The 23,313-nt window shown below is 71.6% G+C and carries 18 protein-coding genes; 5 read left to right on the top strand and 13 right to left on the bottom strand.

Features of this window, described 5'->3' with window-relative positions; all coding sequences use genetic code 11:
- Nucleotides 1-9: 9 nt before the first annotated feature.
- The 6 genes from L0984_RS11195 to L0984_RS11170 form a co-directional block, all read right to left on the bottom strand.
- Nucleotides 10-807 (bottom strand): enoyl-CoA hydratase/isomerase family protein, encoded by a 798-nt coding sequence (locus L0984_RS11195; protein WP_234193805.1) that lies wholly within the window; start codon nt 805-807, stop codon nt 10-12.
- Nucleotides 808-850: 43 nt separating this feature from the next.
- Nucleotides 851-2,845, bottom strand: a complete 1,995-nt coding sequence (locus tag L0984_RS11190) for an acetyl/propionyl/methylcrotonyl-CoA carboxylase subunit alpha (RefSeq protein WP_234193804.1) — start codon at nt 2,843-2,845, stop codon at nt 851-853.
- Between the two features lie 29 nt (nt 2,846-2,874).
- Complete coding sequence (locus L0984_RS11185; RefSeq protein ID WP_234193803.1) at nt 2,875-4,497, bottom strand: acyl-CoA carboxylase subunit beta; 1,623 nt, start codon at nt 4,495-4,497, stop codon at nt 2,875-2,877.
- Between the two features lie 732 nt (nt 4,498-5,229).
- Nucleotides 5,230-6,099, bottom strand: a complete 870-nt coding sequence (locus L0984_RS11180) for a phosphatidylglycerol lysyltransferase domain-containing protein (protein WP_234193802.1) — start codon at nt 6,097-6,099, stop codon at nt 5,230-5,232.
- On the bottom strand, nt 6,096-6,926 hold the full coding sequence (locus L0984_RS11175; protein ID WP_234193801.1) for a TIGR03084 family metal-binding protein: 831 nt from the start codon (nt 6,924-6,926) through the stop codon (nt 6,096-6,098). Before L0984_RS11175 ends, L0984_RS11180 begins: the two co-directional genes overlap by 4 nt.
- Before the next feature lie 26 nt (nt 6,927-6,952).
- The gene (locus L0984_RS11170) at nt 6,953-8,128 is read right to left on the bottom strand and encodes an acyl-CoA dehydrogenase family protein (protein ID WP_234193800.1); all 1,176 of its coding nucleotides are present in this window, start codon (nt 8,126-8,128) and stop codon (nt 6,953-6,955) included.
- Between the two features lie 150 nt (nt 8,129-8,278).
- On the opposite strand from L0984_RS11170, the gene L0984_RS11165 reads away from it, so the two are divergent.
- Together L0984_RS11165 and L0984_RS11160 are read left to right on the top strand one after the other, a co-directional pair.
- Entirely contained in the window at nt 8,279-9,850 is a 1,572-nt protein-coding gene (locus L0984_RS11165; protein ID WP_234193799.1) for a class I adenylate-forming enzyme family protein, read from the top strand.
- Nucleotides 9,851-10,205: 355 nt separating this feature from the next.
- Entirely contained in the window at nt 10,206-12,029 is a 1,824-nt protein-coding gene (locus L0984_RS11160) for an acyclic terpene utilization AtuA family protein (RefSeq protein WP_234193798.1), read from the top strand.
- Here L0984_RS11160 and L0984_RS11155 read toward each other — a convergent pair.
- From L0984_RS11155 to L0984_RS11145, 3 genes are all read right to left on the bottom strand, one after another.
- The gene (locus L0984_RS11155; RefSeq protein WP_234193797.1) at nt 12,007-12,345 is read right to left on the bottom strand and encodes a YnfA family protein; all 339 of its coding nucleotides are present in this window, start codon (nt 12,343-12,345) and stop codon (nt 12,007-12,009) included. The genes L0984_RS11160 and L0984_RS11155 overlap by 23 nt on opposite strands.
- 82 nt (nt 12,346-12,427) lie before the next feature.
- Nucleotides 12,428-13,435, bottom strand: coding sequence for a metal-dependent hydrolase (locus tag L0984_RS11150; RefSeq protein WP_234193796.1), 1,008 nt, complete (start codon nt 13,433-13,435; stop codon nt 12,428-12,430).
- Between the two features lie 46 nt (nt 13,436-13,481).
- A complete protein-coding gene (locus tag L0984_RS11145; RefSeq protein WP_234193795.1) occupies nt 13,482-14,465 on the bottom strand; it encodes a LysR substrate-binding domain-containing protein in 984 nt (327 codons plus the stop codon).
- Between the two features lie 94 nt (nt 14,466-14,559).
- Between L0984_RS11145 and L0984_RS11140 the strand changes: the two genes are divergently transcribed.
- The gene (locus L0984_RS11140; RefSeq protein WP_234193794.1) at nt 14,560-15,558 is read left to right on the top strand and encodes a tripartite tricarboxylate transporter substrate-binding protein; all 999 of its coding nucleotides are present in this window, start codon (nt 14,560-14,562) and stop codon (nt 15,556-15,558) included.
- A complete protein-coding gene (locus tag L0984_RS11135) occupies nt 15,555-16,694 on the top strand; it encodes a CoA transferase (protein WP_234193793.1) in 1,140 nt (379 codons plus the stop codon). Before L0984_RS11140 ends, L0984_RS11135 begins: the two co-directional genes overlap by 4 nt.
- A 34-nt stretch (nt 16,695-16,728) precedes the next feature.
- On the opposite strand, the gene L0984_RS11130 is transcribed toward L0984_RS11135, so the two are convergent.
- From L0984_RS11130 to L0984_RS11115, 4 genes are read right to left on the bottom strand one after another with little or no spacing between them, the layout of a single operon-like run.
- Complete coding sequence (locus tag L0984_RS11130; protein WP_234193792.1) at nt 16,729-18,501, bottom strand: carboxylesterase/lipase family protein; 1,773 nt, start codon at nt 18,499-18,501, stop codon at nt 16,729-16,731.
- Complete coding sequence (locus tag L0984_RS11125; RefSeq protein WP_234193791.1) at nt 18,498-19,487, bottom strand: Bug family tripartite tricarboxylate transporter substrate binding protein; 990 nt, start codon at nt 19,485-19,487, stop codon at nt 18,498-18,500. Before L0984_RS11125 ends, L0984_RS11130 begins: the two co-directional genes overlap by 4 nt.
- A 36-nt stretch (nt 19,488-19,523) precedes the next feature.
- Nucleotides 19,524-20,792, bottom strand: coding sequence for a DUF1254 domain-containing protein (locus tag L0984_RS11120; protein ID WP_234193790.1), 1,269 nt, complete (start codon nt 20,790-20,792; stop codon nt 19,524-19,526).
- The gene (locus L0984_RS11115) at nt 20,789-22,033 is read right to left on the bottom strand and encodes a CaiB/BaiF CoA transferase family protein (RefSeq protein WP_234193789.1); all 1,245 of its coding nucleotides are present in this window, start codon (nt 22,031-22,033) and stop codon (nt 20,789-20,791) included. The genes L0984_RS11120 and L0984_RS11115 overlap by 4 nt, the downstream gene beginning before the upstream one ends.
- An 87-nt stretch (nt 22,034-22,120) precedes the next feature.
- Here L0984_RS11115 and L0984_RS11110 point away from each other — a divergent pair, with 87 nt between their 5' ends.
- Entirely contained in the window at nt 22,121-23,113 is a 993-nt protein-coding gene (locus tag L0984_RS11110; RefSeq protein ID WP_234193788.1) for a LysR family transcriptional regulator, read from the top strand.
- The last annotated feature ends 200 nt before the right edge of the window (nt 23,114-23,313 follow it).

Below are 23,313 nucleotides of genomic sequence, written 5' to 3'. Positions count from 1 at the left end.
GGCGCGGGCTCAGCGGCCCGTCCACACCGGCCGGCGCTTCTCGTTGAAGGCGGCCAGGCCCTCGCGCGCGTCCTCGGTCATGGCGAGCAGCGCGATCTGGCTCTCGGTGTAGGCGATGCCTTCGTCGAAGGACATGGCGGCCATGGCCCGCATGGCGTACTTGCCGCGGCGCAGCGCCGTGGGCGACTTGTCGGCCAGGCGGTCGACCAGCCACTGGGTCTTCGCGTCCAGTTCGGCCGCGGGCACCACATGGTTGAGCAGGCCGGCCGCGTGGGCCTCGGCCGCGCCGAAGGGCTCGCCGCTCAGGCACCACTCGCGCAGCACGCGGCGCGGCACCAGGTCCTGCAGCAGGCTCAGCACCTGCATGGGAAAGAGGCCGATCTTGACCTCGGGCAGGCCGAACTGCACGGCCTCCGCCGCGACGGCCATGTCGGTCATGCACAGCAGCCCGATGCCGCCGGCCATGCAGGTGCCGTTGATGCGCGCGATGCTCGGCAGCGTGGCGTTCTGCACCTCGCGCAGCAGGTCGGCATAGTCGATGTTGGGCCGCGAGAGGTCGAAGGCGAAGCCGGCCCCCGGCTGCAGGTCGCCCCCGGCGCAGAAGGCCTTGTCGCCGGCCCCGGTGAGCACGATCACGCGCACCTCGGGGTCGGCATGGGCGCGCCGCCAGCCCTCGCGGATGCCCGCGACGACCTCATTGTTGATGGCGTTGCGCTTGTCGGGCCGGTTGAGGATGACCCACAGGGCATGGCCCCGCTTCTCGCACAGCACGGCGGGCGCCGCGGCGGGCGCTGCGTTCTCTGTCATGGACGTCTCGCTGGAAGGAATGGAAAGGGAGGCGCGCGTGCCTTCACGCGGGCTCGGCCGGCGCCACCGCCTCGATCTCGGCGACCACGCGGCTTGCCGCCACCTGGTCGCCGGTCTTCACATGCAGCGCGACCAGCCGGCCCGCCACGGGCGCGGCATGCACGTGTTCCATCTTCATGGCCTCCAGCGTGAGCACCGGCTGGCCGGCCTGCACCGTGTCGCCGATGGCGGCCAGCACCGCCACGACACGGCCGTTCATGGAGGCGCGCACCTTGCCGTCTCCGCCCGCCTCGCCCTGGCGCGCCGCCGCGGCGCGCGTGCGGTCCTCGATGCGCATGGGCAGGCCGGCGTAGTGCAGCAGCAGCGTCGCGCCATCGCGGTGGAAGGCGGCGCTCTCCTGCAGGCCGTCGCAGGTGAAGCGGGCGCGGTGCTGCGCCAGCCCGTCCAGCGCAATGCGGTAGGTGGCCTCGCCGATGCCGACCGCGAAGTGACGCCCCTCGGTCAGCACCACACTGGCGGCCACGGCCTCCCCGCCCACCTGCAGGCGCATGCCGATGGGCAGGCTGGGCGCCAGCCGCCGCTGGCCGGCCGCCGGCGGTGCGGCGGTGGTCTCGTACAACAGCACGGCGGCGATGGCCGCGGCCCGCGCGCGCAGGGCCGCGTCGGGCGCCAGCAGCGCGGCCTGGTGCTCGGCGATGAAGGCGGTGGTCGCGCCACCGGCAGCGAAGACCTCGTGGCCCAGGCAGCGGTGCAGGAAGGCCTGGTTGGTGGTCACGCCCAGCGCCACCGCGTCCTCCAGGCCGGCCATCAGCAGGCGGCGCGCATCCTCGCGGCTGTCGCCGAGGGCGATCAGCTTGGCGATCATGGAGTCGTAGTACGGCGGGATGTCGGCGCCGGACTGCAGCGCATGCTCCACCCGCAGCTGGGGCGGCATCTGCCACAGGGCCATGGTGCCGCTCTGGGGCATGAAGCCCTGGTCGGCGTCCTCCGCGCACAGGCGCACCTCGATGGCATGGCCGCTGAAACGCACATCCTCCTGCGCGATGGCGAGCGGCTCACCCGCGGCCACACACAACTGCAGCGCCACCAGGTCCAGGCCCGTGATGGCCTCGGTGACCGGATGCTCCACCTGCAGCCGCGTGTTCATCTCCATGAAGTAGTAGCGGCCCTCGGCGTCGAGCAGGAACTCGAGCGTGCCCGCACCTTCATAGCGGATGGCCTTGACGGCGGCCACCGCGGTGGCGCCCATCCGTGCCCGCAGGTCGGCGTCGACGGCGGGCGATGGCGCCTCCTCGATCAGCTTCTGGTGACGGCGCTGCACCGAGCAGTCGCGCTCGCCCAGGTGGATGGCGTGGCCGTGACGGTCGGCGAAGACCTGGATCTCGATGTGCCGCGGCCGCACGATGGCGCGCTCCAGGATCACCTCGGGGTCGCCGAAGGCGCTCTGCGCCTCGGAGCGGGCGCTGCGCAGCAGCTCGGGAAACTCGGCCGCGCTGTTCACCAGCCGCATGCCCCGGCCGCCGCCGCCGGCCGTGGCCTTGATCATGACCGGGAAGCCGATGCGCCCCGCCTCGTCGGCCAGGCGCGCCTCGCTCTGGTCCTCGCCCTGGTAGCCCGGAATGCACGGCACGCCTGCGCCCTGCATCAGCACCTTGGCGCCGGCCTTGTTGCCCATGGCCCGGATCGCCTCGGCCGAGGGGCCGATGAAGACCAGCCCGGCGTCGTGGCAGGCCTGGGCGAAGTCCTCGTTCTCGGCCAGGAAGCCGTAGCCCGGGTGCACCGCATCCGCCCCGCTGCGGCGGGCGGCCTCGATGAGCGCCGGAATGCGCAGGTAGCTCTGCGCGGGCAGCGGCTCGCCGATGCATACCGCCTGGTCGGCCTCGCGCACATGGCGCGCGCCGGCATCGGCGGTGGAATGGACGGCCACGGTGCGGTAGCCCAGGGCGCGGGCGGTGCGGATGATGCGCAGCGCGATCTCGCCGCGGTTGGCGATCAGGATCTTGCGGAAGGGCGTGCGCGCGGGGGTGTCGGCGGTCATGGCGTGGGTGTTCGATCGGTCGCGGGAGGTCATGGCCGGGCCACGGAGAACTGCATGGCTTGCGGCTGGCGCAGTTCGGCATCGCGGCAGATGGCCAGCACGTTGGCCAGCACGGCGCGGGTGTCGCGCGGGTCGATCACGCCGTCGTCCAGCAGGTGCGCGCTGGTGGTGAACACGCTCATCTGGCTGTCGAAGCGCTCGACGATGCGGCGCTCCAGCTCGGCCAGCTTCGCGTGATCCACCTCGCCGCCCTTGCGCTTCATGGCGGCCTCGGTCACGTTGACCATGGTCTGCGCCGCCTGCTCGCCGCCCATCACGGCCGTCTTGGCGTTGGGCCAGCTGAAGCAGAAGCGCGGCTGGAAGCCGCGGCCGCACATGCCGTAGTTGCCGGCCCCGAAGGAGGCACCGCAGTAGATCGTGATCTGCGGCACCGTCGCATTGGTCACGGCCTGGATCATCTTGGAGCCGTGCTTGATGATGCCGGCCTCTTCGTAGGCGCGGCCCACCATGAAGCCGGTCGTGTTGTTGAGGTAGAGGATGGGCGTGCGCGACTGGCAGCAGGCCTGGATGAAGTGCGTGGCCTTGGCCGCGCCGGCCGGGTCGATGGGCCCGTTGTTGGTGACGATGCCCAGCGGCATGCCTTCGATCTTGATGTGGCCGACGACGGTGGCGCTGCCGTAGCCGGCGCCGAATTCGAGGAAGTCGGAGTCGTCGGCGATGCGGGCGATGACCTGCTTCATGTCCACGGGCCGCTTGTGGTCCATGGGCATGATGCCCAGCAGTTCCTCCGCGTCGTGGCGTGGCGGCTTGAAGGGACGCGGGGGCTCGGCCGGCATGCTGCGCTGCCAGTCGATGTTGGCCAGGATCTCGCGGGCCAGGCGGATGGCGTCGCGGTCGTCCTCGGCCAGGTAGTCGCCGAGGCCCGAGATGCTGGTGTGCATGAGGGCGCCGCCCAGTTCCTCCTCGGTCGCGATCTCGCCGGTGGCGGCCTTGAGCAGCGGCGGCCCGGCCAGGAAGGCCCGAGAGCGGCCGCGCACCATGATGATGTAGTCCGACAGGCCCGTCTGGTAGGCCCCGCCCGCGGTGGACGATCCATGCGTGACGGTGACCACCGGCAGGCCGGCGGCGGAGATGCGCGCGATGTTGCGGAACAGGCTGCCGCCGGTGACGAATTCCTCGACCTTGTAGGTCATGAGGTTGGCGCCGGCCGACTCCACGAGCTGCATGTAGGGCAGCTTGTTCTCCAGCGCCAGCTCCTGCATGCGAAGCTGCTTGGGGATGCCCATGGGCTGCAGGGCGCCAGCGTCGATGCCGGAGTCGGACGCATTGACCATGACCCGCACGCCGCTGACCCAGCCGATGCCGCCGATGACGCCGCCACCGGGGACGCTGCGGTCGAGGTCGGGGTTGTCGAGGCCCAGGCCGGCGAGGGCACCGATCTCGAGGAAGGGCGTGCCGGGGTCGAGCAGCAGGGCCAGGCGCTCGCGTGGGAGCAACTGGCCGCGCTTTTCAAAGCGCTCTCTGGACTTGGCAGAGGTGGTGATGCTGCGTTGCTGGTAGGTGCGCACGCGCTCGATCAGCGCGAGCATGCCGGCGCGGTTGGCTTCGAAGGCATCGCTGCCGGGGGAGATGGTCGACTCGATGATGGCCATGGGCTGCTTCTGGTGCGGGCGTCTGCGGTGCTGCGGACGCCCGCCGGGTGGGATGGGGGTCAGCTTAGGCAGCGGGGCGTTGCGGGTCTTGCGCGAAGTGGCTGTCTGGCGTGCGTCGGGCACTTCGGTCGGGGGCGCACGGTGCACTTCGGTCCGGGGTGCAGGGTGCACTTCGGTCCGGGGTGCGCGCGTCGGGGCCGGGGCCTGGGGGCCGCGGGCTCATACTTTTTCAGAAATCGCCCGCGGCCCCCAGGCCCCGGCCCCGACGCGCGGGACACGGTGGTGGTGCACTGGGGGGAGGCCCGTGCTGGATTGAACGCGCCGACGAAGCAAAGGTCTCGAGCGTTGGCGCAGCGCTCATGCCGGCCGATCAACCATCCCGCAGGCCCTGGTGCCGGTGAGGGCGTGGCGGCGCGCCTGTGGGGCGCCGAGGAGCGCAGGGCGGACGGGCTGCGGGCCTGCCGAAGGACAGGCCCGCTTCGTGAACTGACTCGCGGCAGTTGTTTGAGCGCAGCGCGAAGCGCGTAGCGAGTTCTGCCGCGGCCCGTCCGTCCGAGCACCGCAGGGAAGTCGGCGCGCAGCGCCGACCGCCCCACTTGAAGCGCCGCCACGCCCTCACCGGCTCCAGGGCCGGACCATCGTCAACGACTGAGCCCTCACCTGCACCAGCGCCGGACCATCCCCACGAACGTTGGACCACCGCAAACCCCCACCGTCGGCGAGGGGCCAGGGTCAAAGCGAACGTGCCACCCGCCACTTCGCCAGCAAGGCCTGCGGCGCATACGACCGCTTGCTCCGCCGGAACCCCGGATTGCCCATGTCCTGCTCGAAGTTCAACCAAAGCACCGGACGCGCGAACGATCGACAGAAGTGCTGGAACATGAACGGGTAGATGCCCACATGGCTGTCCAGCCCCTTGGCGAAACGGATGGCGAAAACACCCGGCTCCAGCGCCTGTGCAAGCACGAAAGCCACCGGCTTCGATTGCACGAAGTACACGAAGCCCTCGAACCCGAAGCGACCGGCGTGCGTGAGAGCCTCCAGGCACGCGTGCTCGTCGGCCTCGCCCGCGCCCTTGCCCTTCTGGGTCATCCAGCCCGCCAGTACCTCGCGCGCCGCGGCCTCCAACGATGGGCCGAAAGGCACGGCCTCGGGGACGTGATGGGCCAGGAACTGGCGCACCAGGTTGCGCTTCTTGGCCAGGGCCGGCCCTGCATAGTCGCGGAAGGACTGGGCCGCATAGAGGTAGTCCGCGTCGTCGTCGTTGGCACTCCATACAAAGCGACCGGCCGGCAAGGTCTGGAGCTGACGCTCGGCCACCGGATAGAGACAGCCATGCATCTCGATGAAGGCATCCAGCACCGGCCACGGCGCAGTGCCGATGTCGAAGAGCGGCATGAAGTGCGTGGCACCGTCGTAGGTGCGGCCCGCCACGCCCGGCCATTCGCCGGGCAGGAAGCGGTACGCATGGGCCTCGCGGAACAGATGCAGGTTGGAGAAGGCATGGTCCGACAGCGCCTGCGCGCCCTGCCCCGCCCGCAAGGCCGCCAGCGCCGCGTCGATGCGCGGCTGCAGCTCCAGCGTGATCGGCAGGCCGTTCAAGCGACAGGGTCGAGGTAGTCCACCCGGCGCACACCCGGCGGCGGCGCGCTCGCCGGTTCGCCGGCAAAGCACTGGGCGATCTGCAGCCATTCGCGTGCGGCGCCGTCGCTGTGGCGCAGCGCCGTGTCGGCCAGGTTGCGGCGTTGCGTCACCACCAGGCAGAAGTCCTCGGCCGTGCCGCGCACCCATTCGGGCGACGCCGGGTCACCCCAGGTCCAGGCGCCCTCGCCTTCTGCGCCGCCGGGTGGTGGCTGCAGTTCCACGTATGGCACCACCGCCGGCACCGGCAGGCCGCGGTTGACGAAGCTCCAGCCGAAGGTGGTCACGCCGATGTGCGCGATGTGGCGAAGCCGCGGACCGACCGGGCGACGACGCCTCACCACGTCCCACACGTCCTGGCCATGGGCCCAGGTCTCCATCAGCCGCGCGGTGGCGAAGGAGCGCGCGCTCATGCTGGGGCCGTACCAGGGCAGCCGCGCCTTGGGGTCGAGCGCGGCCAGTGCGTCGGTCAGTTGCGCGGACACGGGCTCCCAATGGGCCAGCAAGGCCGCGCCATCGAGGTGGCCGTATTTCTCGCGCGCGATGGCGCTGATCTCGCGGCCGGCCGTCAGCTGTGCCGTGAGGGCCGCGGTGTCGCGCGCGAAGGCCTCGGCGTCGGTCGCGGCCAGCAGCGCGGTCTCGTCGAAGTACAGCAGGTGCGCGATCTCGTCCCAGGGCGTCCAGCCGTAGAACCCGCTGCGCAGGCGCCACTGTTCGGTGCTCAGGCCGCGCGCAAGCCCGGCCAGTTCGGCGTACTCGGCGCGCAGGTCGTCGATGGTGTCGTTCATCGTGGTCGTCGTCTTGTTCGTCGCATTCAGATGCCCAACTGCCGCGCAGCCAGGTCCTTCATCACTTCCTCGGCACCGCCGCCGATCATCATGACCTTGACCTCGCGGTAGATGCGCTCGCTCTTCGTGCCGCGCATGAAGCCCATGCCGCCCAGCAGCTGCACGGCCTGGTCGGCACAGAACTGCATGGTCTGCGTGGCCTGCACCTTGGCCAGGCACACGCGCGCCACCAGCTGCGCCGGCTGCGCCAGCTGGTGTTCGATGCGGTAGGCCAGGTCATGCAGCAGCGCGCGGGTCGCGTCGATGCGCATGACCATGTCCATCAGCTTGTGACGCACCACTTGCCGGTCGGACAGCAGGCTGCCGCCCACGCTGCGCTGGCGCGTCCAGTCGAGCGCCTCGTTCAGACAGACCTCGGCATAACCGCAGGCCAGCGCGGCCATCAGCAGGCGCTCGCTGTTGAAGTTGTTCATCACCAGCTTGAAGCCGTGGTTCTCTTCGCCGACGAGATGCGTCACCGGCACCCGGCACTGGTCGAAGCGCAGGTGCGCGGTGTCGGAGCTCCACCAGCCCATCTTCTTGAGCGGTGTGCGCGTCAGGCCCGGCGTGTCCCCGTCGATCACCAGCAGCGAGATGCCGCCCGCGCCCTTGGCCGTCAGGTCGGTGCGCACGGCCGTGGTGATGAAGTCGGCGCGCACGCCGGAGGTAATAAAGGTCTTCTCGCCACTCACGATGTAGTGGTCGCCGTCGCGCACGGCCGTCGTGCGCAGACTGGCCACGTCGGAGCCACCAGATGGCTCGGTGATGGCCAGGGCCGCGATCTTCTGCCCCGCCAGCACCGGCGGAATCACCCGCTGGCGCAGCGCCTCGCTGCCGGCCTTGAGCACCGGCGGCAGCGCGATGCTGTGCGACAGGAGCGAGGCCTGCACGCCGCCGCTGCCGCAGCGCGCGAACTCCTCGGCCACGACCAGCTGGTAGAACAGGTCAGTGGGTGTGCCGCCATAGGCTTCGGGGTAGCCCAGGCCCTGCACGCCAAGCTCGGCCATGCGGGCATAGAGCGAGCGCGGAAAGGTCTCGGCCTCGTCCCACTCGTGCACATGGGGCGTGATCTCCCGAGCGATGAAGTCGCGCAGGCTGGCGCGGAACTGCTCGTGCTCGGGCGTGAAATGAAAGGGAAGCGGCGGCGCTTCGAGCAGGTCCATCGCGGTCTCCTGATGCTGCTGCAAGGCTACCGGCAGCGGAGATCCCAGTCTTGTGCGAACTGGCTGCCGGCAGCGAGTTCACGCAAGCCAGCCAGGCCTTCGCTGCCTAGGCTGACGGGTTCCGCGTTGCCGCACTCTTCTTCGCTGCCCATGGCCGATCTGCCCCCCGCCGATACCCTCGTCCCGCCCGGCCTGCTGCTGCCGGCCGCACTGCACCACGCAGCCCTGCGCCATCACCACGTGACCGCCTACATCGACGGCGAGCGCCGCTTCGCCTTTGCCGACCTGGACGCCGCAAGCCGCCGCCTCGCCAGCGCGCTGCTGCACATGGGCCTGGTGCGCGGCGACCGCATCGCCGTGCTGTGCTTCAACCAGATCGAATGGCTGCAGCTCTTCTTCGCGGCGACGCGAATCGGCGTCGCCGTGGTGGCACTGAGCCCGCGCTACCGCGAGGCGGAGATCGGCTTCATGCTCGCCGACAGCGAGGCCCGGGCTGTGTTCACCACGCGCTGCATCGACGGCTTCGACTTCCAGGCCGCCATCGATGCGATGGCGCCCACCCTGCCCGCGCTGCGCCGCGTGCTCGCCATCGATGGCGAGGCCTTCGCGACGATGGCCGGCGCCCGCATCGACGAAGGTGCGCTCCAGGCCGCCACGGCGGCCGTGCAGCCCGACGACCTGGCGATGGTGATCTACACCTCGGGCACCACCGGCAAGCCCAAGGGCTGTGCGCTCACCCACCGCAGCCTGCTTGCCTCGGCGGCCGCGCAGGCCCGCCACACCCGCGTGCAGCCGGGCGAGCTGATGCAGCTGGCCAACCCCTTCAACCACGTCGGTGGCATCACCTGCGGCATCCTGGCCCAGATGCTGGCAGGCGGCAGCTGCGAGCTGGTGCCGGTGTTCAAGGCCAAGACCGTGCTGGACATGATCCGGCGGCATCCGCCCGCCATCCTCGTGGGCGTGCCGACCATGATGACGCTGCTGCTCACGCATCCGGACCCTGCCGAGGTCGACCTGAGCTCGGTACGGCTGATCATCACCGGCGGTTCCAATGCCGATGCCACGCTGCTGTCCCAGCTGCGCCAGCGCATGCCAAGCGCCACCGTGATGAACCTCTACGGCCTCTCCGAAGCCTCGGGCGCGCTGGTGATGACGCCCTGGCACGGCACGGACGAGGACCTGATGCGCAGCATCGGCATGCCGCTCGAAGGTGTCGAGGTGCGTGTGTGCGCGCCCGACGGCGGCACCGTGCCCGCCGGCGAGATCGGCGAGCTGCAATTCCGCGGTGGCGGCGTGGTGCGCGGCTACATCGGTGCGGCGGCCGGCCAGGGCGGCTTCGAGGACGGCTGGCTGCGCACCGGCGACCTGGGCGAGGTGGATGCACGCGGCTTCATCACGCTGCGCGGCCGCATGAAGGACATGTACATCCAGGGCGGCTTCAACGTCTACCCGGCGGAGGTGGAAGCCCTCATCGCCACCCACCCGGCCGTGCTGATGGTGGCCGGCGTGGGTGTGCCCGACCCGGTGCTCGGCGAGGTGGGACGCTACTTCGTCGTGGCCCGGCCTGGCAGCGCGCTCACGGCCGAAGAGGTGCTGGCGCACTGCGAGGGGCGCATCGCCGACTACAAGATGCCGCGCCAGGTGGTGGTGCGCGACGCGCTGCCCCTCACGCCGGCCGGCAAGATCCACAAGGCGGCGCTGCGCGAGGACGCCTCGGCCTAGGGCCTGTTAACGCTATTCAAGGGGTCGCGTTGCTTCGCCAAGGGGCTGGATGCAAGGCGCCTGCGCGCAGCAAGGCCGAGGCCTTGCAAGCGCGGGCAACGCCGCAGACGGCCCCTTGGCGAAGCAACCCGAAGGGAAGCTCATCCCAGCCCGCCCCTCGGCGTTGCGCTCCTTGTGCGTGTGGACACACGCACGGCGTCGCGCGCCTTGATGGGCGGGCTGGGATGAGCTTCGCGACCCCTTGCATAGCGTTAACAGGCCCTAGGGCGCAGACCTGGCCACCTCGACATCAGCGAGTTGGCGCAAGCCCGGTGCGACCCCTCTCGCTAAGCTGGTTCTATCCAAGGAAACGCGCATGACAGACACGCCGAACAACGCCCCCCGCACGGTCCGCATCGGCGGCGCCTCGGGCTTCTGGGGCGACAGCATGGTGGCCGCGCCGCAGCTCGTGAAGGGCGGCCGGCTCGACTACCTGGTCTTCGACTACCTGGCCGAGACGACCATGGCCATCCTGGCCGCGGCCCGGGCCAAGAACCCCGAACTGGGCTACGCCACCGACTTCGTCGACATCGCCATGAAGCCCGTGCTGGCCGAGGTCAAGCGCCAGGGCATCAAGGTGGTGAGCAATGCGGGCGGCATCAACCCGCACGGCTGCGCCGCGGCGCTGAAGGCCGTGGCCGATGCGCAGGGCATCGCACTGCGCATCGCCGTGATCGAGGGCGACGACGTGAGCGGCCTGATGCCCGGCCTGCGCGCCGAGGGCGTGCGCGACATGTTCACCGGCGAGGCCCTGCCCGACAAGGTGCTGAGCGCCAACGCCTACCTGGGCGCCGCGCCCATCGCCGCCGCGCTCGCGGCCGGCGCCGAGGTGGTCATCACCGGCCGCTGCGTCGACAGCGCGGTCACGCTGGGTCCGCTGATGCACGAGTTCGGCTGGACGGCCACTCAGCACGACCTGCTCGCGTCGGGCAGCCTGGCCGGCCACATCATCGAATGCGGCTGCCAGGCGACCGGCGGCCTGCACACCGACTGGGAGGACATCCCGGACTGGGCGCACATCGGCTACCCCATCGTGGAATGCCACGCCGACGGCAGCTTCGTCGTCACCAAGCCGGAGGGCACCGGCGGCAAGGTGATCCGCGCGGGCGTGGTGGAACAGCTGCTCTACGAGATCGGCGACCCGGGCGCCTACCTGCTGCCCGAGGTGAGCTGCGACTTCCGCGAAGTGCGCGTCACCCAGCAGGGCGAGAACCGCGTGCACGTGAGCCCGGCCAAAGGCCGCGCGCCGACGCCCCATTACAAGGTGTCGGCCACGCAGCTCGACGGCTTCCGCTGCGCGGGCAGCATGGTGATCATCGGCATCGACGCCGAGAAGAAGGCGCGGCGCACGGCCGAGGCCATCCTCGAGCGCACCGGCGAGATCCTGCAGGCCCAGGGCCTGCCACCCTTCACCGCCACCTACATCGAGGTCATCGGCGCGGAGACGCTCTACGGCCCGCAGTCGCGCACCCGCCAGGTACGCGAGGTGATGATGCGCGTGGTCGCCAACCATCCGCAGAAGGCGGCGCTGGCCATGTTCGCGCGCGAGATCGCGCCTTCCGGCACGTCATGGTCGCCGGGCACCACCAGCCCCGGCGGCGGCCGGCCGGCGGTGTCGCCGCTGGTCAAGCCCTTCGCCTTCCTGCTCGAGAAGACCGCGGTGCAGCCGGGCTTCGTGCTGGAAGGCGTGCGGCATGCGGTGGACATTCCCGCGGGCGCGGCGCCCTCACCCCTGCCGGCCCTGCCCGCCCCCCCTGCCTGGGCCGGCGACGAGCCCGCCACCGAGACGGTGCGCCTGATCGACCTGGCCTGGGCACGCAGCGGCGACAAGGGCAACCTGTCGAACATCGGCGTGGTGGCGCGCCGGCCGCAGTGGCTGCCGCTGCTGTGGCAGGCGCTGCAGCCGGCGGTGGTGGAGGCCTGGTTTAGGCACCTGCCCGCCGGGCACGTCACGCGCTACCACCTGCCCGGCACGGATGCGATGAACCTGCTGATCCACGATGCCCTCGACGGCGGCGGTCCCTCGTCCATGCGCATGGACCCGCTGGGCAAGGGCATGGCCCAGATGCTGCTGGACATGCCCATCGCCGTGCCGCCGAGCGTGGCGGCCGAAGCGCTCAGGCGCGCGGGCCGAACATGATCACCGCCATGCCCGCCAGGCACAGCGCGACGCCGGCCAAGTCATAGGCGGTGGGCGCGACGCCGTCCACCCGCCAGAGCCACAGGATCGCCACGCCCACATACACGCCGCCATAGGCTGCATACACGCGGCCACTTCCGGTGGGATGCAGGGTCAGCAACCAGGCGAAGAGCGTCAGGCTGGCCGCGGCCGGCAGCAGCAGCCAGGCCGAGCGGCCCTGCCGCAACCACAGCCAGGGCAGATAGCAGCCCACGATCTCGGCCAGGGCCGTGAGCACGAAGAGTCCGAAGGTCTTGAGCAGGTACACGGTGGGCATTCTCGGAGGGGGACGGACGGACAGCCTCGTTGCGGCAATGCGCCTTCGACTCGTCGGTGGGCGGCATCAAGGCCGTCCACCCTCATGGCTCGGTGTGCCAAATGCGCTGCCAGGTGCGGACCAGCATTCCGCGCGGATCGCGGACACCGCCCCGCAACGCCGGGGGCGCCGGCTGCCAGGCGCTCTCCTGCCAGCGCGCCACGCGGTAGTTGAAGCTGTAGTCGGGCTCGGCCCCCATGCGCAGGTCCGACACGATGAGCGCGTCACCGTCGCGCGCGGCCTTCAGGAAGCCATGGGTGAACCAGCGAAGCCGCGCCACGGCGGCGTCCTCCGACAAGGCTTGCAGCGCCTGCACGTCGCTGGCGTGGTGCGTGAAGCGCATGGGACCGCTGTCGGCCACGAGCGACCGCTCGCCCTCCATGAAGCCATCCGGCGTCATGACTACCACCCGCCACAGCAGCGTGTTGAAGGGCGACGCCACCACGAGGCGAGGCGCGTCCTGCAGGCCCTGCGCGGCCAGCGAGCGTGCCGCGACGCGGTCCACCCACTGCTGGGCGACCAGGCTCCAGCCCAGGTAAAGGCTGCTGAGCATCAATGCGCCCGACAGCCAGCGCTGCCCGCGTGGCCGCGGACCGGCCACCGCCGCCACGATCACGGCGACCAGCAGCGGCAAGGTGTAGAGCGGATCGATGATGAACATGCTGCCGCCCATGACAGGCGGCGTGGGCGCGGGCCACCACAGTTGCGTGCCATAGACGGTGAAGGCGTCCAGCAGCGGATGCGTGATCAGCGCCAGCCAGATGGCGACAAGCCAGCCGCGTGGCGCTGCCCGAACGCGCGCGCTCCAGCGCCGCGCAAGCAGCCAGATCAGCCAGCCCGTCACCAGCAGCACCGGCAGCGAATGCGAGGGGCCGCGATGCCAGGTGACGTTGGTCACGGCATCGACGCCCATCCAGGCCAGCGGCAGGCCGTCGAGGTCGGGCAGCGTGCCGAGCACGGCACCGGCGACCAGGGCCACGCGCCGGTCGCGGGCCGGCACGGCCACGGCGGCGACCGAGGCGCCGAGAACGATCTGGGTGAGGGAGTCCAAACGGTGCTGTCCCGGAGAAGGTGAAGACGGGAGCGGGCATCCTCGCCTAAGCCGGCCCCGCCGCCTGCCGGACATGGCCGACCAACGCGGCGCGCCATTGGACGACCTGCGGCAGTGACGCCAGCTCGGCGCGCGTGATGAAGAACATGGGGCCCGACGCCAGCGGCCGTTGCAGCAGCAGCGCCTTCACCACGCCGCGTGCCTGGTAGTGCTCGACGGCCGTCTGCGGCGCCACGGCCAGCAGCCGGCCGGCGCCCGCCAGCGCCAGGCTGGTGTGGAAGGAGGTCGACTCCACCGCCGCCGCCGGTGGCTGCAGGCCGCTCTCCAGGAACCAGCGCTCGACGTTGCGCCGCGTGTTGGTGGCCGGCGGCGGCAGGATCCAGCGCTCGGCCTGCAGCGCCGCCAGGGTGTGCCGCCGGCGGCCGACCAGCGGATGGTCGGGCGCGGCCGCGATGGCCATGCGCTCTTCCCAGAGCTGCTCGATCTGCAGGTCGCCCATGGCGTGCTCGCCGGCTTCGAGGCGGCCGATCACGCAGTCCACCTCCCCATCGCGCAGCAGACGCATGAGCTGGTCCACGTTGGCCTCGCGCAGCACCAGCCGGGGCAGTTGTCCGGCGGTGTCGATGGCGGCAGTGACGGCGGGCAGCACGGCCACGGCGACCAGCGGCAGGATGCCCATGCGCAGCACCGGCGTCGCCAGGGCCGCATCGGCGCCTGCCGCGGCATCGAGCGCGCCGAGCGCCACGCGCAGCCGGTCCAGCGCCACGCGGCCGGCCGGGCTCAGCCGCGCGCCGCGGGCGCTGCGTTCGATCAGGCCCACGCCCAGCGCGGCCTCGATCTCCTGCAGCATCTTGGTGGCGCCCGGCTGGCTCACCTGCAGGCGCTCGGCCGCGGCGCTCAGCGAGCCGGTCTCGGCCACCCAGTGCAGCAGTCGCAGGTGCCGCACGCGCAGGCGGTCCATGCGCCGGGCGCGGCGCTCGTCGTCGCGGGCGGTGGAGGTCGGCTCCGGCTGGAGGTCGGTCTTGGCCATATCGATCAGTGATGGCTTCTTTCGAAACCAATAATTGTGGGACATGGCCCGCGCTTCCAGAATCCGTGCATTCGAACGACGGAGACAACCGGCCATGAACAAGACCCCCTTGCGTCGGCGCGGGCTGCTGCTCGGCGCCCTGGGCCTGGCCGCCGGCCGCGGCGCCCTGGCGGCCGCGCCCGAGGCCGCGACACGCTACCCCGAACGGCCCGTGCGGCTGATCGTCCCCTACGCCGCGGGTGGCGGCCCGGACATCCAGGCCCGACTGCTCGGCCCCGTGCTGGGCAGGCAGCTCGGCCAGGCCATGGTGCTGGAGAACAAGGTGGGTGCAGGTGGCATCCTGGCGGCGGAGTACGTGAACCAGCAGCCGCCCGACGGCTACACCCTGCTGCTGGGCAGCTCCACCCACGTCACGCAGAAGCTGCTGCAGCCGTCGGTCAAGTTCGACCCGCAGGCCTTCAGCCACATCTGCTGCACCGGCACCAGCGGCTGCCTGCTGGTGGTGGGCGCCGATTCGCCGCTGCGCAGCGTCGAAGACCTGCTGGAGGCCGCACGGCGTGCGCCTGGCCGGCTGAACTACGCCTCGGGCGGCATCGGCAGCGCGGCCCATCTGTTCGCGGCCGCCTTCCTCTCGGCGGCCGACGTGCAGGCCACCCATGTGCCCTACCGCGGCTCGGTGGAGATCGGGTTGGCGCTGATCCGCGGCGATGCGCAGTTCGCCTTCCCCGTCATCTCCACCGCCCTGCCCCCGGTGCGCGACGGCAAGCTGCGCGCCCTGGCCGTCACGGCCGGCGAACGCGACCCGACCCTGCCGGAGGTGCCCACACTCAACGAGGCCCTGCGGCGCCAGGACCTGAACCTGGTGTCGTGGTCCGGCATCTGGGGACCGCCCGGCCTTCCGGATCCTCTGGTGCAGCGCCTGTTCGGCGCCGTGCGCACGGCCATGCAGGACCCGGGCCTGCGCGCCGCCTATGCGCGCGACGGCACGGTGCCCAGCGTGTCCGAGTCGCCTGCGGAATTCAGCCGCTTCATCGAGCAGGAGACCGGGCGCTACCGCACGCTCATCACCCGCAACCGCATCAGCCTTTCATGAGCACCGCCGCCATACCCGCCACCGCTCCGCTCGCGCCCGTGACCGACTTCGCCCCGCTCGCCAGCGTGCGCATCCTGGACTTCTCGCATGTCATCGCCGGGCCCTTCGCCACCTTCCTGCTGGCGCGGCTGGGCGCGCAGGTCACCAAGGTCGAGAGCCTGGACGGCGACGTGATGCGCCGGGCCGGCCAGGGCGGCGACAAGTTCCTGGCCCTCAACGCCGGCAAGCAGCACATCCGGCTGGACCTGCGCAGCGAGGACGGCCGGCGCCAGGCCGAGGCGCTGGCCCTGGCCAGCGACGTGGTGGTCGACAACCTGCGGCCCGGCGTGCTCGAAGGCTTCGGCCTGGGCTACGCGGCCCTGCAGGCGCAGCATCCGGGCCTGCTGTACTGCACCATCTCCGGCTATGGCCGGGGTGCGGAGGAATGGCGCAAACGGCCCGCCTACGACCATGTGATCCAGGCCGCGAGCGGCATGGCCTGGATGGCCGGCGCCGAGGGCGATCCGCCCGTCAAGACCGGCTTTCCCGTCGTCGACTCGGCCACCGGTCTGCTGGCGGCCCTGGCCATCCTCAGTGCCTTGTGCGAGCGCGAGCGCAGTGGCCGCGGTGCGCTGGTCGATGTCTCCATGGCCGGCGCGGCGCTGCAACTCATGTACCCGCTGGCCTGCGATGCCCTCACCACCGGCAGCGTGCCGCCGCGCGTGGGCAACCAGGGCTACTCGGGCAGCCCGGCGGCCGACTTCTTCCAGGCCGAGGACGGATGGCTGGCCATCGGCGCGAACACGCCGCGCCAGCTGCTGGCCGTGCTGCAGGTGCTGGGGCTGGGGCATCTGGCCAGCGATCCGGCGGTCTTCGCGCAGCCGCTGGACGCGGCCGGGCCGGTGAGCTTCGTGCGGGCGCTGGATCCCGCTGCGCTCAAGACGGCACTGGCCGGCGTCATCGCATCGCGCGGTGCGGCCGAACTCGAAGCGGCGATCAGCGCGGCTGGCGCCCCGGCCGCGCGGCTGCGCACCATCGCCGAGTTCAGCCGCGAGGCGGCCGACAACGGCTGCATCGGCACGGTGGCGCTGAACGAGGGCGAGACCACGGTGCGCTCGACAGGCCTGGGCTTCCAGATCTATAGGCCGCGGGACTGAGTACCGGGCGCGGCGCTGCCGGCGCCGCCCGCCCTCACCGCACGCCGATGGCTTTGTCCGTGGCCGTGGCGTCGAAGACCAGCCGTCCTGGCCACTGCGGCCACGCCTTGTCCAGCGCTGGCACGTTGGGATCCCCGCTGCGCGCGAAGGCGCCCAGGCTCGCCATCATGGCCTGCGACAACGCGAGCCGCCCCGGCGCATTGGCCCGGCTGAACGAGATGTTGGCGAACAGCGAGGGGCCGAAGTTGCCGAAGACGAAGGGCAGGTCGAAGGCATGGGCGGCGCCGAAGATCCGGTCGAAGGGCGCGGGCAGCCCGTCCCATTCGAACTCGTAGGCCCACAGCTCGCGCTGCTGGCTCTGCAGCGCATTCATCAGGTCGTCGCGAATGGCGGTGAACCACAGGCGGTCGAGCTCGGCCGCCCGGGCATCGAAGCCGGTGCGCGGCGCGTCCGTGGGCAGGTAGGCGGGCGGAATCCATTGCTCGATGCGGGTCTGCGGTGGCGCCTCCGGGTCGTAGCGATGGGCCAGGGCGAAGACGGCGGCATCGTCCAGCAGCCGGCCGCTGGTGCCGCCCAGGTCGGGCCGCAGCGCGAAGAGCTGGGGAAAGAGCTTGGTCTCGTCCCGCGCGTGGCCGGCCAGCACGGGCACCTTCACATAGCGGCCGGCGCGCACCGCGGCGATCGGGTCCGGTGGCAGCACCCAGCCATCGGGAATGGGGTTGGAGGCCGCCATGCCGCGGGCGGCCAGGCGGGTGCGAACCAGATCGAGCAGCGTGTCGGCCGGCATGGCGCGCAGCCAGGCGGCCAGCTGCGCCGGCGCGGCGTCGCGTGCAAGCTGACGGGCCTGCGCTTCGTTCGCCGCATGACCGCCTGCCATCAGGCTTTCGGCCAGCAAGGCTTCTCCGCGCGTGGCCCAGACGGACCTCGGAAGCACCCCAGCGATGGCGCCCCGCGGCAGCGTCGCCGCGGTGGACAGCCCGCCGCTCAGCGCCGCCACACGGTGGAACAGCGGCCGCGCACGCGCCACCAGCATCGGCGAGACCATCAGCGCATCGACGTTGACGGCGCCCGCGGACTGGCCCATCAGCGTCACCCGTTCCGGATCGCCGCCGAAGGCCGCGATGTTGCCAGCCACGAAGCCCAGCGCCTGCACGATGTCCAGCAGCGCGAAGTTGCCCGAGTCCTCCTCGCGCTGGCCGGTCTTGAGCGGCGCCGCATCCAGGAAGCCGAAGATGCCCAGCCGGTAGTTGACGCTGACGACCACGGCGTCCTGCGAGCGCGCCAGCGCGGCGCCGTCGTAGACCGGGTCGGCGGTGTAGCCGCTGATGTTGCTGCCGCCATGGACGAAGACGATCACCGGCCGCGGCGCTACCGGGCGGGAGGCCGGCGTCCAGATGTTGAGGTAGAGGCAGTCCTCCGACCCCACGGTACGGCCGAGGGCAGTGCCCACGGTCTCGTCGTAGCGGTTGTTCAGACCGGGCCCGTACAGCCGCTGCGTCTGGACGCAGGCCGGGGCGAAGTGGGTGGCGTCGCGCACCGCGGTCCACGGCTGCGGCGCCTGCGGCGCGCGCCAGCGCAGCGGACCGATGGGCGGCTGCGCATAGGGCACGCCCGTCCAGCGCCAGGTGCCGTTCTGCGTGGCGTCATCGCGCCCGACGACCGGGCCGAAGGTGGTGTCGCGCCGCAGGGCGTTGGCGCCGGAGCCCGCGCCCGTTCCGGCACAGGCGGCCAGGCCGATGGTGGCCACGACGCTCGCCAGGCGCAGCACGCGGGCCAGCGGCCCGGCCCCATGGATGACGCCATTCATGATTCGGCCGTGATGTTGGCGGCCTTGATGATCTGCGCCCACTTGCGCGTCTCGGTGCCGATGAAGGCGCTGAAGGCCTCGGCCGTGCCGCCGCGCAGTTCCAGCCCCGCGGCCTCGGCCTTGCGCCGCACCTCGGCGTCGGCGATGGCGGCATTGATCTCGGCATTGAGCCGCTCAACCACCGGCGCCGGCGTGCCGGCCGGTGCCAGCAGGCCGTACCAGCCATAGCCCACCACCTGCGCCAGGCCCTGCTCGCGCAGCGTGGGCGCGTCGGGGTAGAGCGGCGTGCGCGTCTCGTTGGCCACGCCCAGCACACGCAGCTTGCCGGCCTGGATGTGCGGCACCGCCGTGGAAATGGCGGTGAGCGTCGCATCGATGCGCCCCGCCAGCAGCTCGGTGTAGGCCGGCGCATCGCCGCGGTACTGCACCACGATGCCCTTGGCGCCGGCCGCACGCAGCAGCAGTTCGGCCGTCAGGTGCGGCGCCGAACCCGCGCCGGGCGAACCGAAGGTTGCGCCCTTGGGGTTGGCCTTGGCGTACTGCACGAACTCCGCCAACGTCTTGTACGGCGCCTGCGCATTCACCACCAGGAAGAGCGGCGCGATGGCCGTGCTGCCGATGGCGGCGAAGCTCTTGTGCACGTCGTAGGGCAGGTCCTTGTAGAGCGCCTCGCCGATGGCGATGGGCGCGGCGGCATGCAGCAGCGTGTAGCCGTCGGGCGCGGCCTTGGCCACGTAGTCGTTGGCGATGCGCGTGCCGGCGCCCGCCTTGTTCTCCACCACCACGCTCTGGCCGAGGCGGCGGCCGAGGAAGTCGCCCAGCACCCGCGTGAGGATGTCGTTGGAGCCGCCCGCCCCGTAGGGCGCGACGAGCCGGATGGCCCGGGCCGGCCAGGCGTCGGCCGCGGCGGCGTCGAGCTGCCAGGGCAGCGCCAGGCCGGCAGCGGCGGTGGCCAGGAAGTGGCGGCGGGGAAGGGTCTTGCGCATGTCTTTGTCTCCGTTCTTGCTTTGTCGTCGGGTCGCTCAGAGCCGCCGGATCGGCGGGTAGTCGAAGCGCAGCGCCAGGTGCGCCTCCTGGGGCTGGTAGAGGCGCAGCACCACGTAGAAGGGCTCGCCGGCCGGCGCCGGCAGCCAATTGAACCCCGGCCCCGGGTCCTCGGCCTGCAGGCGGATCGCCAGGCTGCCGTCGGGGTCGTGCACCAGGCCCGGCGTGCGGTCGCCGATGGAATAGCGGTCGATGGGATTGGCCACGAACAGGCAGTCGCTGCGGCGGTACATCGTGAGCGACCAGAAGGCGCCCACCTGCGGCCCGCGGCCGGGGGCGAAGCGCAGTTCGTAGCGCTGGGCGCCGTCGAGCACGGCGCCGTCGGCGCCCACCTCGGCGGTGGGGTACATCGCCTCGTCCATGCCCAGCGCGCCGATGAAGTTGCGCGCGATGCGAGCGCGGGTGAGCAGGTCGTCGCCCCAGTGCGTGCGCACCAGCACCGGAATGGCCCAGCCGCCGCCGAGGTCGTGCGGCTGGCCGGCGATGCGCAGGTGCTCGTACACCGCCGGCAGCGCGACGGCCAGGGCCTCGGGCGCCAGCGGCCATGCCAGCGCCTCGCCCTCCGGCGGCGGGTTGCCGGCCAGCGCGGCATCCACCACGCGCCGGTAGGTGGCGACGTCGGGCGCGCGGGTGTCGCGGCCGTCGATGCCCGTGTCGACGCGCATCGCGGCGTCGCTGCCGTCCAGCCGCTGCATGCGCAGGGCGGCCTGCAAACGCCGCACCTGCTGCGCGTCCGGCCCGTCGTCCTCCACCAGGATGCGCCCGATGAGCCAGACGTCGTGGCCCGGGGCGGCGATGACCTGCGTCACCTCCGGCGGCACCCTGCCCTGCCAGCCCGGGCCGTGCACCAGTGTGCGCTGCGGCCGGTTGCCGGTGGTGCGGCGGCCCACGTAGGCGAAGGGATTGGTCCAGGCATCGAGCAGGCCCAGCGTCCAGTAGCGCTCGCCCATGTCGGGTGACTCGATCAGCACCGGTCCATCGGACAGGTCCAGCCAGGCATTGCTGTAGACGGTGTCGTTGTTGGGGCTGACCACCTCCTTGTCCTGCGGGCCGAGGCGGCGGTGGGTGTGGGTGAACTGGTTGACCCAGCGCCAGTGCGAGTCGCGCTCGGGCGCCGCGAAGCCGAGCTGCGGATGACGCCGGGCGGTGGTCGCGGCACGCATGCGCATCATCTCGAACAGCGGCAGGGTCTGGATCACCGCCTGCTGCGCGGCGTCCGGACGGACAAGGTGGGTGTCAGGGCTCATCGGGTCGTCTCCGTCTCGTTGTTCTTGCGGCATCCGCCGACGACGCCGTCGCGGCGCAGGGCGTCGATCTGCTCGGGCGAGAAGCCGAGGTCGGCCAGCACGGCATCGGTGTCGGCGCCCACGGCCGGCGCCGCGGGCGGGGCGGCGCGCGGGGCGGCGTCCAGCGTGTAGGGCAAGGCCAGCGTGGTGTAGCGGCTGCCATCGGCGGCCACCGCCTCGACCAGCATGCCGCTGGCCTGCACGTCGGCGCTCTGCAGCACCTGGCTGTAGCTGCGTACGGCGCCCACCACGATCTGGTTGCGACTGAGCAGGGCCACGCATTCCTCGCTGCTGAAGGCGGACAGGCACTCGCGCAGCACCGTGCGCAGTTCATCGCGGTGGCGCACGCGTTGCGCATTGCTGCAGAAGCGCGGGTCGTCGACGAGGGCCTCGCGGCCCACCACGCGGCAGAAGCGCGCCCAGTGCTCGTCGGCATAGGCCGAGAGCACGATGTGGCCGTCGCGCGTGGGCACCACCTCGGCGGCCGGCGCGTTGTGGGGCTGGCCGTCGCCGATGCGCGTGGGCTCGGGCGCGCCGCCCAGGTAGTCGCTCCAGGTGGTGGCCTGCAGGTGCAGCGCCACTTCCAGCAGCGAGGTGCGCACCGTGGCGCCCTGCCCGCTGCGCTCCCGCCCGTAGAGCGCGGCCAGCACGGCCTGCGCGCCCAGGTGCGCCGCCGCCGCATCGACGATGGGCACGCCCACCTTCTGCGGCAGGCGGTCGGGTTCGCCGGTGACGGACATCAGCCCGCTCTCCGCCTGGGCCGCGATGTCGTAGCCGGGCCGTCCGCGCGACGGGCCCTGCATGCCGAAGCCGGAGATCGACAGGTACACCAGACGCGGATGGCGTGCGCGCACCGCATCGGGGCCAAAGCCCAGCGCCTCCACGGCGCCCGGGCGCAGGTTCTGCACCAGCACGTCGCTGGCGCCGATCAGCCGCCAGGCCACGGCGCGGCCCTCGTCGCGCTTGAGGTCCAGCGCGATGGACTGCTTGCCGCGGCTGTAGGCGCGCAGCATCGATTCGCCGTAGCGCCCGATGTGGCGCGCCTGGTCGCCGGCCAGCGGCTCGATCTTGATGACCTGGGCGCCCAGCTCGGCCAGCACCATGGCGGCGCCGGGACCGGCGATGTACTGGCCCATGTCGATCACGCGCACGCCCTCGAGTGGCGCGGCGGCGCGGACTGTCTCTGTCTCTTGGAAGCTCATGGAGCGCGAAGTTACCGGCGGCGGCCATTCTTGAAAATTCAATAATCGTGAGGTCGTGATCACCAGGCGCTATCGCCAGCCACCCCCATGGACAGCCGGACCGACCACCTCGTGCGCAAGCTGCGCCTGCGCCACCTCGAACTGCTGGTCGCGCTGAGCGAGACCGCCACCATGCGCGGGGCGGCCGCCCGCCTGCACCTGAGCCAGCCGGCACTGAGCAAGATGCTGGGCGAGATCGAAGCCTGCTTCGACGCCCGCCTCTTCGAGCGAAGCCACCAGGGCATGCAGCCCAATGCGCTGGGCGCGAGCGCCGCCTACCGCGCGCGGGCCGTGCTCCATGAACTGGAGCGCGCCACCGAGGAGGTGGCGGCACTGAAAAGCGGCGCGGTCGCCCTGCTGCGCCTGGGTGCGCCGTCGGTGACCGCCGCCGTGCCCGCCGCGGTGGCCGACTTGCGCCAACGGCTGCCCGGCGCCGTCGTGCAGATTCGCGAAGGGCGGGTGCACGAACTGATCCAGCGCCTCCTGGCGGGCGAACTGGACTGCGTGTTCGGCGCGGTCACGCCAGAGCTGCTGGCCAGCGACGTCACGCCCCGGCTGGAGCCGGTGCTGATGCTGGAGGACGAGCTGTGCGTGCTCACGGCCGGCCCGGCGCCGCGCGCCGGCAAGGGGCCGTTGCGCTGGGCCGATCTGCGCGATGCGCCATGGATGGTGCCGCCGCGCGACACGCTGGTGCGGCAGGCGTTCATGACGGCCTTTCTCAACGACGCCGCCGTGCCGCCTGCGCCGGTGATCGAGGTCATGTCCTCCGTGACCATCGGGGCGCTGCTGCGCGCGGATCCGGCCTTGCTGTGCGCCGTGCGGCGCGAACACGCCACCGACGAACTGGCGCGCGGCGGCGTGCGCCACGTGGACGTCACGCCCCGCGTGCCGCTGCCTTCCTTCGGGCTCTTCCTGCGGCGGGACGGCCTGCCGCGTCCGGCCATCCTTACCGCCTTTGCCGATGCCCTGCGCCGCGTGGCGAGCCCGCCACGGTCTGGCCGGTCCCAGACCCCGCGCTTACGAAGAACTTCGACATCGTGACAAATTGTGTCCTTAGAATCCGGGCGGTTTGCAGGAGGGCAAACGCCGGCCTCTTGCCGCACCACGGCGACCCGGGCTGGCACGAAGATCGCTTCGGCGCGGAGCCAGGCGACCGGGCGGAGGGCCCGAGGCCCGTTGCGCTCCATCCTGCGTCAGACCCCTGTCACATCGCGAGAGGACATTTGCGTCATGGACCACAA

The sequence above is a fragment of the Pseudacidovorax sp. NFM-22 genome, assembly GCF_021401245.1.
Classification (GTDB): Bacteria; Pseudomonadota; Gammaproteobacteria; order Burkholderiales; family Burkholderiaceae_C; genus Xenophilus.
The sequence above is the reverse complement of the archived record's forward strand: the minus strand, read 5'-3'. Positions and strand labels throughout refer to the sequence as shown.